9 protein-coding genes are annotated in these 10261 nt (G+C 40.6%); all 9 read left to right on the plus strand.

The window, feature by feature from the left end; all coding sequences use genetic code 11:
- Positions 1 to 79 (plus strand): IS3 family transposase (locus tag V7161_RS26220; RefSeq protein ID WP_335715751.1); only part of this gene is annotated, 79 nt, incomplete at its 5' end.
- 518 nt (positions 80 to 597) lie between these two features.
- Entirely contained in the window at positions 598 to 1950 is a 1353-nt protein-coding gene (locus V7161_RS26225; protein WP_335715752.1) for an NAD(P)-dependent oxidoreductase, read from the plus strand.
- A gap of 16 nt (positions 1951 to 1966) precedes the next feature.
- On the plus strand, positions 1967 to 3253 hold the full coding sequence (gene preA / locus V7161_RS26230; RefSeq protein WP_335715746.1) for an NAD-dependent dihydropyrimidine dehydrogenase subunit PreA: 1287 nt from the start codon (positions 1967 to 1969) through the stop codon (positions 3251 to 3253).
- A gap of 212 nt (positions 3254 to 3465) precedes the next feature.
- A complete protein-coding gene (hydA, locus tag V7161_RS26235) occupies positions 3466 to 4884 on the plus strand; it encodes a dihydropyrimidinase (RefSeq protein WP_335715747.1) in 1419 nt (472 codons plus the stop codon).
- Between the two features lie 22 nt (positions 4885 to 4906).
- Positions 4907 to 5122 carry a hypothetical protein gene (locus tag V7161_RS26240; protein ID WP_223590483.1) on the plus strand — a complete coding sequence of 72 codons (216 nt, stop codon included), beginning with the start codon at positions 4907 to 4909 and terminating at the stop codon, positions 5120 to 5122.
- Positions 5123 to 5145: 23 nt separating this feature from the next.
- A complete protein-coding gene (locus tag V7161_RS26245) occupies positions 5146 to 5379 on the plus strand; it encodes a hypothetical protein (RefSeq protein WP_335715748.1) in 234 nt (77 codons plus the stop codon).
- An 81-nt stretch (positions 5380 to 5460) separates the two neighbouring features.
- Positions 5461 to 7077 (plus strand): PucR family transcriptional regulator, encoded by a 1617-nt coding sequence (locus V7161_RS26250; RefSeq protein WP_335715753.1) that lies wholly within the window; start codon positions 5461 to 5463, stop codon positions 7075 to 7077.
- A gap of 133 nt (positions 7078 to 7210) precedes the next feature.
- Positions 7211 to 8677: a CoA-acylating methylmalonate-semialdehyde dehydrogenase gene (locus V7161_RS26255; RefSeq protein ID WP_335715749.1), complete on the plus strand. Its 1467-nt coding sequence runs from the start codon at positions 7211 to 7213 to the stop codon at positions 8675 to 8677.
- 43 nt (positions 8678 to 8720) lie between these two features.
- Positions 8721 to 10076 (plus strand): aspartate aminotransferase family protein, encoded by a 1356-nt coding sequence (locus tag V7161_RS26260; RefSeq protein ID WP_335715750.1) that lies wholly within the window; start codon positions 8721 to 8723, stop codon positions 10074 to 10076.
- Positions 10077 to 10261: the final 185 nt, after the last annotated feature.

Here is a 10261-nt window from a genome sequence, read left to right on the forward strand (position 1 = left end):
CTATAACAATTATCGATATCAATGGAACTTAAAAAAGATGACCCCTATTCAATATAGGAATCATCTTCTAGTTGCTTAATCTCTTTTTTTATAGTGTCCTTGACAAAGGTGCCAGTTTAGAAGAGGTACACTCTTTTTATGCTCAAATATCGTCAAGATCTTTACTAATGTCGAATTTTTTTCAGGCTAATCTTTTATTAATTACTCAAAACCTCCACAAAAGAGTTGAAAATAAAGGATTCATGCGAGTAAAAAAGTATGTAAGAAAATTTGACACTTCGCTATTTTTTTACATTTTTTTCAATTTAATTATGATAAATTGAAAAAGTATTCAGAAAAGTGAACAAGCCTTCTAATTCATTTCTTTTTACATATTGGATAATCAAATGGTTGCATCATTTTACAGAATGTAAGGTGAAATGGTCTTTTACAGTCTGTAAAATAAAAATAAGGCAGAATTTTCTGCAAAGTACATAAGTAAGAAGAAGGAGGATGGATAGTTAATATTGAATTTTTAATAAAGCGCTTTCATTTTGAATTTTATTAAAATTTACCTTTAATTAAAAAGGGGAGGGTTTCTCTTTGGCCATTGAAAAAATGCAGCGCATTTCCTTATCCAATCTTGAAAAGAACTTCCAAGAAGTTGAACGAGGATTAACAAACCGTGAAGCTCTGGAAGAATCAAATCGATGCCTCTATTGTTATGATGCCCCATGTATTAAAGCCTGTCCAACAAGTATTGATATACCAACTTTTATTAAAAAAATAGCCTCAGGAAATTTCCTTGGTTCTGCCAAAACGATTATGTCCTCAAACCCAGTTGGTGCAAGCTGCGCGAGGGTTTGCCCAACTGAAGAGCTTTGTGAAGGAGCTTGTGTTCTAAACCATTCAACCAAACCAATCATGATCGGCAATCTGCAGCGATATGCCACAGATTGGGCGATCCAGAATGAGAAAACTCTATTCCAGCCAGGTGAACCCAATGGTGTCAAAGTGGCTGTTATTGGCGGCGGCCCAGCCGGATTATCTGCAGCTAGGGAGCTTGCCAGATTAGGCTATGACGTGACCATTTTTGAAGCAGCGAAGGAAGCTGGTGGATTGAATACCTTTGGTATCGTTTCTTTCCGTTTGCCTCAGCGAATTTCTTATTGGGAAGTAGAGCAAGTAGAGAAATTAAACGTCACGATTAAAACGAACACAATGGTAGGCAGAGATATATCCGTTGAAGAACTAACTGAAAATTACGATAAAATCGTTTTAGCAGTGGGGATGGCAAATGTACCTGAACTTGGTATTGAAGGAGAAGAGTTAGACGGGGTTTATGATGCCATTGAATTTGTGAAGGCCACGAAAAGCGGCCAATTATCAAAAGATTTTATCGGCAAGCGAGTGGTGGTCGTTGGTGCTGGTAATACCGCGATTGACGGTGCGACCTGTTCTGTCCGGTTAGGGGCTGAAAATGTAAAAATCCTTTACCGCAGGACGGAAGAAGAAATGACTGCTTATGATTTTGAATATGAATTTGCCAAACAGGATGGTGTGGAGTTCCGCTGGTTAACTGCACCTAAACGAATTATTGGGGACGAAGCCGGAAAGGTAACTGGAATAGAGTGTATTAAAATGACGCTCGGTGAACCGGAAAAGGATGGGCGCCGCCGGCCTGTTGCTGTTGAAGGATCTGAACATATTATTCCAGTAGAGGCCGTTGTAAAAGCCATCGGGCAAACAAGACACTTGGAATTGATTGGATTATTAGGCCTTAAACATGAAGGTGGAGTTGTAAAGGTCGATCAAGAAACACTTCAAACCTCAAATCCAAAAATCTTTGCCTGCGGCGACGTTATTTTTGGCAAAGGTAAGGGCGATGCCATGGTCGTAACAGCCGCACAGCAGGGAAAAGATGTTGCATACGCAATTCATAAGCAATTTTCGGCTGTTGGAACAGTTTAATTAAGGGGGAATAGTGATGGCTGATTTACGTATTAATCTTGCAGGGATTAAATCTCCAAACCCGTTTTGGCTGGCTTCAGCACCTCCTACCAATTCCGGTTATCAGGTTCAGCGAGCCTTTGAAGCCGGCTGGGGAGGAGCAGTATGGAAAACGTTAGGCGACCCAATCTTAAACGTATCTTCCCGATTTGCGGCGGTTAGCTTTAATGGCCAGCGAGTCGCAGGTTTCAATAATATTGAGCTGATTACCGACAGGCCGTTAGAAGTTAATTTAAAGGAAATTTATGAAACGAAAAAGCGGTTCCCGAACCATGCGATTATTGCTTCCTTAATGGTAGAGCCGAAACAGGAAAAATGGCATGAAATTGTCAAACGCGTTGAAGATGTCGGAGTTGACGGCCTTGAATTAAACTTCGGCTGTCCTCATGGCATGGCGGAACGCGGCATGGGATCAGCCTCCGGACAGGTGCCTGCTCTTGTAGAACGGCAAACCTATTGGGTTAAAGAAGTGGCAAAAACTCCTGTCATCGTAAAATTAACACCAAACATTACAGACATTACAGCAACAGCTGAAGCAGCCTGCAGTGGAGGTGCGGATGCCATAAGTATGATTAATACAATTAACAGTTTAATGGGGGTTGACCTCGATACTTGGAACACGATTCCACATGTGGCTGGTAAAGGAGCACATGGCGGCTATTGTGGTCCAGCCGTAAAACCTATCGCACTCAACATGGTGGCCGAATGCGCAAGACACCCGCATATTAATGTCCCTATATCTGGAATAGGCGGTATTTCCAATTGGCAGGATGCTGTGGAATTTATGTTGATGGGTGCGACTGGCGTTCAAGTCTGTACCGCCGCGATGCACCATGGCTTCCGCATTGTAGAGGATATGATTGAAGGACTGAGCAACTATTTAGATAGCAAGGGCATTTCTTCCGTTTCTGAGATTATCGGTAAGTCTGTTCCAAAATATTCGGACTGGGGTAACTTGGATTTAAACTATAATATCGTTGCCAAAATTAATACCGATGTATGCATCAACTGCAATAAATGCCATATTGCCTGTGAAGATACCTCTCACCAATGTATCGACATGCTGACAGACACGAATGGAAAAAGCTATTTAAAAGTACGTGAAGAAGACTGTGTTGGCTGTAATTTATGTTCAATCGTTTGTCCTGTGGACGGAGCAATTGACATGATAGAAGTACCAAGCGAACTGCCAGTGATGACTTGGAATGAACGCCAAGCTGCACTTAAAGTTGCAGCAGATTGCAAAGTTGACGTTATTAAATAGATGCTTTGTTAAAGGGCATTGTTGAAATTTAACACTGTTGATTGGAGCGGACGATGCGAAGACTCCTGCGGGAGTACGGGTCAGGGGAGACCCCGCAGGCGCCAAAGCGCCGAGGAGGCTCCCCGACACGCCCGCGGAAAGCGAAGCACCTGGAGCGCAAATCAACAACAAAGTTTAACATAGCCAAATAGAATAAATAGGAGGAAACTCAAATGAAGAAAATTATTAAGAACGGAACGATTGTCACTGCAACAGATACTTATCAGGCGGAACTATTAATCGAGGATGGGAAAATTGCGCAGATTGGCACAAACCTTTCAGCCATTGGTGCTGAAATCGTTGATGCAAAAGGCTGCTTAGTATTTCCAGGAGGAATCGATCCGCATACTCACCTAGATATGCCTTTCGGAGGAACGATTACCAAGGATGACTTTGAATCAGGTACGATCGCGGCAGCCTTTGGCGGAACGACTTCAATTATTGATTTCTGCTTAACGAATAAAGGCGAACCGCTCAAAGATGCGATTCAAACCTGGCATGGCAAGTCAAAAGATAAAGCTGTTATTGATTATGGTTTCCACTTAATGATTGGGGAAATCAATGACAAGGTATTAAACGAACTTCCTCAAGTGATTAATGAAGAAGGAATTACTTCCTTTAAAGTGTTCATGGCATATAAAAATGTATTGCAAGCAGACGATGAAACGCTTTTCCGGACGCTAGTCACGGCTAAAGAACATGGCGGTTTAGTCATGGTTCACGCAGAAAACGGCGATGTAATCGATTATTTAACGAAAAAGGCCCTCGAAGAAGGTAAAACAGAACCAATCTATCACGCCTTAACAAGGCCGCAAGAATTAGAGGGTGAAGCAACCGGACGTGCCGCTAGACTCACTGGGCTGGCTAATTCTCAGCTATATGTAGTCCACGTATCCTGCTCAGATGCCGTTGAACAAATTGCTGAAGCTCGAAGTAAAGGCTTTAATGTCTGGGGTGAAACCTGTCCGCAATATTTAGTCCTAGATCAAAGTTATTTAGAAAAACCGAACTTTGAAGGAGCTAAATATGTGTGGTCTCCTCCGCTCAGGGAGAAATGGAATCAGGAGGTCCTTTGGAATGCTTTGAAAAATGGTACGCTGCAAACATTTGGTTCTGATCAATGCTCATTCGATTTTAAAGGGCAAAAGGAACTTGGGCGAAATGATTTTACAAAAATCCCGAACGGCGGTCCAATTATTGAAGATCGTTTAACGATATTATTCTCTGAAGGTGTGAAAAAAGGAAGAATCAGTCTTAATCAATTCGTTGATCTAACTTCAACAAGAGTCGCCAAGCTGTTTGGCTTATTCCCGAAAAAAGGAACGATTGCCATTGGTTCGGACGCAGACCTTGTCATATTTGACCCCAATGTTGAACGTGTGATTTCAGCAGAAACTCATCATATGGCTGTTGACTATAACGCCTTTGAAGGAATGAAAGTGACAGGCGAGCCAGTTTCAGTATTAGTTCGCGGTGATTATGTTATCCGCGACAAGCAGTTCGTCGGTAAACCAGGATCTGGCCAGTATTTGAAGCGGGAAAAGTATAGCTTGAATACACTGTTGAATCAAAATGAAACATTATCAATCTAATTAAATCCAAGGTGGGGGTTAAATGTCAGAATATCAACAATTTCAAGATGAAAGAGATAAAATTGATTTTTTCATCGGGAAAGGATATCGAATTAATGGAGTTAATGAACATTTAAACGGAGCCACTGTTGATTTTTTACATCCGAATGGTAATGTTACCGAGACTCTCTTAATTGGTACGGCTAATGGCAGGAAGTATTTTTCGAGTCTATTAATCAAACAAAATCAAGGAAAATAGTGACGATAAAGGGTGTGGGTAGAATGGAATTCTATTTAAAATCAAAGGATAATTTCTATCCATGTGAAGTCACAATTGATGAAGATAACGGGCGCTATATGATTAGGAAGTCGGATTCAAGCGGTGAGTATTTCAATTCTCCTGAAGAATTAGTGGCATGGATCAGGGAAAATTGGAAATCTGATGATTTTCTAGACCCAGAAGAGTTTGATTCCATGCTAAATGAAATCAAAATATACCTACCGATTGTTCATTAACCCACGATAACAGAAAAGGATTGGTTGAAGAACCAATCCTTTTTCTTAAAAAAATTTCCTTTCTATTAGGGGAGCTAAATGATGAAAGAACATTTTCAACTGAAGGTAGCGGAAATTTTAAATAGAAAGCACTTCGAAAATGCCCGCGTTATTGCCGGGCATGATGGAGTTCAAGAGATTGTTAAATGGGTTCATGTCGTAGAGGCAACGAGTATTCGAAATCTATTAAACGGTCATGAGCTAATTCTATCCACTGGTGTTGCCTGGAAAGATAATGTAGATTTATTTATCTCGATGGTGAAACAATTTTACAAAAACAATGCGGCAGGCCTTTGCATTGAAATGGGAACCTATGTGTCAGAAATTCCTGCTGAAGTGATTGAGTTTGCAAATGAAAATCAATTTCCGATCATTATATTCGAGGAAGAAGTACCATTTGTTGAAATCACGCAGGATATTCATTCGGTTATCATTAATCAGCAATATCAGAAAATAGCGGACCTGGAGGATTACTCGCAAAGTTTAAATAAAAGACTGCTTACCATTGAAACATACGAGGATATTCTTCAATTTATTTTTTCTGCTCTGGACGTGCAAATCATCTTTCGAATGAAAAACAAGGAATACGAATTTGTCCCGGAAATCAACCGCACTGACGAAGCGATTATTCTTTCTAAGATTGATGAGGCCAAACAAAATCCAAGTCAGCAAATCGCCATTTCACCTATCTTTTTGTTCGGTCAAGAGTATGCAGAATTAATCATTTACTCGAAGGATATTCCGATCAGCGAATACGACTTATTAATTTTAGACAGGACTGGTACAGCTTTAGCGCAACATCTTTTAAGAGATTTATATGTTGAGGAAAAAAAGCGGGTAGAAGAGTTTGAATGGCTGCACGGCTGGCTGGAGGGCGAACATTCCATAGAAGGCATTCAGGAATATCTAATAGAAAATGGGATAAAAACGAAAACCAGCGATGCAGTTGTTCTGATAACGAAGCTTTTTCCAATTAAAGAAAAATCGATCAATGATGTAACATACCTGAAATTACTGTTTCGCTCTGTTTTTGAGCAGAATGGTTTTGTGGTTTTTTCTGTTGAAAAACGGAATGAGATTACGTTTATCCTATTAAACAGCCGGGCGAAAAAGAATCTAAAGGAACGAATTAAAAAAGCAGTGGATTCTCTTCAAGAATCCGAGTTTATCCGAAAGCAAAGTGCTGCAAAGTTTATCATTGCTGCTGGTAAGTTTACCGAATCCTTAAGGGATGTACATAAAAGTTATCAAACAGCGAAGGAAACTATTCGAATCCAACAAAAAATGACGAATAAACAAATCTACCATTTTTATGAGGATTTACATTTATATCGTCTTATTTCACAAATGAGCAAATATACGGATTTACAGGAGCTTGCATCGGAATACCTTTATCCGGTTATACAATATGACCAAAAATATAATGGCAAGCTGTTAGAAACATTAAAAGCCTATTTAGAGTGTAACGGCTCAAAGCAGGAAACTTCAAACAAGCTTTTCATTGTAAGACAAACGCTATACCATCGTCTGCAAAAGCTAGAGAACCTGCTGGGGGAAGATTTTATGGATCATGAAAAGAGAGTGGCAATCGAATTTATGCTGCTCGTCCATGATTATTTATTAGGGGCAAAACCGGGTGCAATAAATCAAGTTCGATGATGAAATGTTAAATGAATGTTCAATTTGTCGAAGAAATCTTCGCAGACATTTTACAGTATGTCTAATGAAAGCGATTCATACATGCGAGATAATGATAGTAATTCAATTGTTATATAAATAAGGAGGAATATAGATGGGCGTAACAAAAAAGGACACTGCTATTTTAAACAATTATATTAACGGAGTATGGGTGAGCTCAAATAGTACGCAAACTTTGGATGTGCCAAACCCAGCGACAAATGAAATCTTGACAAAGGTCTCTGTTTCCACAAAAGAAGATGTTGATCTTGCGGTTGCAGCAGCGAAAGAAGCCTTTAAAAAGTGGAAAAACGTGCCGGTTCCAAAGCGTGCAAGGATTCTTTTTAAATACCACTATCTATTAACAGAAAACCATGAGGAATTAGCAAGATTAATCGTTTTGGAAAATGGAAAGGCCTACAAGGAAGCGTATGGGGAAGTTCAACGCGGAATTGAATGCGTAGAATTTGCTTCAGGTGCTCCAACATTGATTATGGGAGAAACTCTTTCTGGCATTGCTGAGGATATCGATTCTGAAATGTTCCGGTACCCACTAGGTGTAGTTGGCGGGATTACACCGTTTAACTTCCCGATGATGGTGCCCTTATGGATGTTCCCCTTAGCAGTTGCCTGTGGTAACACGTTTGTGCTGAAGCCATCTGAGCGTACCCCAATCTTAGCTAATAGATTAGCAGAATTATTTACTGAAGCTGGTGCACCTCAAGGAGTGTTAAACGTCGTCCATGGTGCCCATGATGTTGTAAATGGCCTGCTTGAGCATAAGGATATTGCCGCCATTTCCTTTGTCGGTTCACAGCCGGTTGCCAAATATGTTTATGAGCGTGCTGCCGCTGCAGGCAAGCGGGTTCAAGCCCTTTCTGGAGCGAAAAATCATCATATTGTAATGCCGGATGCCGATATGAATAAGGCCGTGCAGCATATCATCAGCTCGACTTTCGGAAGTGCCGGCCAGCGGTGTATGGCTTGTAGTGCCGTTGTCGTAGTCGGTGATAATGAACCATTTGTAAACGCATTAAAGAAACAGGCGGATGAATTAATCATTGGGAACGGGATGGATGAAGAAGTACTGTTAACCCCGGTCATCCGTAAGGAACACCGCGATAAAGTTCTTGGATACATTGAAAAAGGCTTAGAGGAAGGTGCAGACTTAATTAGAGACGGGCGTAAAGAAATGGATGAACTTCCTGAAGGCAATTTCTTAGGACCAACGATTTTCGATCATGTTAAACCAGATATGACAATTGCAAAAGAAGAAATTTTCGCACCAGTATTAAGTCTACTTCGTGCAAACGATTTAGATGAAGGATTGGAATATATCCGTAAATCCAGATTCGGTAATGGTGCAACGATATATACAAACAATGCAAAGGCTGTTCGACAGTTCCGTGAAGAAGCGGACGCAGGAATGCTCGGCATTAACGTAGGTGTCCCAGCAACAATGGCGTTTTTCCCATTCTCCGGCTGGAAAGATTCCTTCTACGGTGATATGCACGTAAATGGTAAAGACGGTGTAAACTTCTATACTCGCAAAAAAATGATTACATCACGCTTTGACGCATAAAATGGTGTCAAGCACCGATACGGAAAAGGAGGAAAATTACGGTATGGTTCAAACAAGTCGTCCCCAAGACACGTTTCAAGAGCAAGATGATAAGTATGTTTGGCATTCGATGAAGCCTTATAATCCCGACGCTACGGTTATTGTAGAAAAGGCTGAGGGTTCATGGGTAACAGATGTGGATGGCAAACGTTATTTAGATGCAATGTCAGGCCTATGGTGTGTGAATGTTGGATATGGAAGGACGGAACTGGCTGAAGCAGCGTATGAGCAATTAAAAGAGATGGCTTATTTCCCGTTATCACAAAGTCATGTACCTGCTATCAAACTTGCGGAAAAATTAAACGAATTGCTTGACGATGAATACGTCATCTTTTTCTCAAACAGCGGTTCTGAAGCGAATGAAACAGCCTTTAAGATTGTCCGTCAATACCATCAGCAAAAGGGTGAGCATAACCGCTATAAAATTTTGTCCAGGTACCGTGCCTACCATGGCAATTCAATGGGAGCATTGGCCGCAACGGGGCAGGCGCAAAGAAAATATAAATATGAGCCGCTGGCACCAGGCTTTATCCATGTATCTCCGCCGGATTCTTATCGTGATGACACAAATGTGCAAGATCCAAAGGAATTGCCTTCTGTTAAAGAAATCGACCGTACGATGACCTGGGAGCTAAGTGAAACCATCGCGGCCATGATCATGGAACCAATCATTACTGGAGGCGGAGTGCTTATTCCTCCAGATGGGTATATGAAGGCAGCTAAAGAGGTTTGTGAAAAACACGGAGCACTCCTAATCGTTGATGAAGTGATTTGCGGCTTCGGCCGTACAGGTAAACCATTCGGATTCATGAATTATGGAGTGAAACCGGATATCATTACCATGGCCAAGGGGATTACAAGTGCCTATTTGCCATTATCTGCGACAGCGGTTCGCAAGGATATTTACGAAGCGTTTAAAGGATCCGAAGAATATGATTATTTCCGTCACGTGAACACGTTTGGAGGAAATCCAGCGGCATGTGCCCTGGCGTTAAAAAACCTTGAAATCATGGAAAAAGAAAATCTGTTTGATCGTTCGAGAGATTTAGGTGAACAGGTTCTGAATGATTTAACAACTCTTCTACAAGACCATCCATTTGTAGGCAATGTCCGCGGAAAGGGCCTATTAATCGGGATTGAGCTTGTAAATGATAAAACCACGAAAGAACCGTTAGATCCAGCGCTTGTCAATCAAGTGATTGCAAGCTGTAAGGAAAATGGCATTATCATCGGAAAAAATGGAGCTACGGTTGCAGGATACAATAATGTGCTCACCTTGGCACCGCCATTAAATATTGAACAAAAGGATTTGAACTTTTTAATTAAGACGCTAACAGAATCTCTAAACAAAATACTGTAGGTATTAGGTAAAAGAGCATTTGTCTTTACATTCTGTAAATGATAAATGCTCTTTTTTTCATGTTTAAAAGAAAAATAATCGACAAAATTGTCAATTCTGATTAAATTCTGTGAAATCAGTGAAAAAATGTCGAAATCTTTCGATAGAATAATTGACAGATAGATTTGAAAGGTTATAATTAACTT

It is taken from the genome of Neobacillus drentensis, assembly GCF_036965425.1.
GTDB classification, from domain to species: Bacteria; Bacillota; Bacilli; order Bacillales; family Cytobacillaceae; genus Neobacillus; species Neobacillus drentensis_F.

What these genes read in the sequence shown, in the direction of transcription:
- V7161_RS26255 (WP_335715749.1), top strand. Translation starts at nt 7,211, where the DNA reads ATGGGCGTAACAAAAAAGGACACTGCTATTTTAAACAATTATATTAAC.
- V7161_RS26240 (WP_223590483.1), top strand. Translation starts at nt 4,907, where the DNA reads ATGTCAGAATATCAACAATTTCAAGATGAAAGAGATAAAATTGATTTT.
- V7161_RS26225 (WP_335715752.1), top strand. Translation starts at nt 598, where the DNA reads ATGCAGCGCATTTCCTTATCCAATCTTGAAAAGAACTTCCAAGAAGTT.
- hydA (WP_335715747.1), top strand. Translation starts at nt 3,466, where the DNA reads ATGAAGAAAATTATTAAGAACGGAACGATTGTCACTGCAACAGATACT.
- V7161_RS26260 (WP_335715750.1), top strand. Translation starts at nt 8,721, where the DNA reads ATGGTTCAAACAAGTCGTCCCCAAGACACGTTTCAAGAGCAAGATGAT.
- V7161_RS26250 (WP_335715753.1), top strand. Translation starts at nt 5,461, where the DNA reads ATGAAAGAACATTTTCAACTGAAGGTAGCGGAAATTTTAAATAGAAAG.
- preA (WP_335715746.1), top strand. Translation starts at nt 1,967, where the DNA reads ATGGCTGATTTACGTATTAATCTTGCAGGGATTAAATCTCCAAACCCG.
- V7161_RS26245 (WP_335715748.1), top strand. Translation starts at nt 5,146, where the DNA reads ATGGAATTCTATTTAAAATCAAAGGATAATTTCTATCCATGTGAAGTC.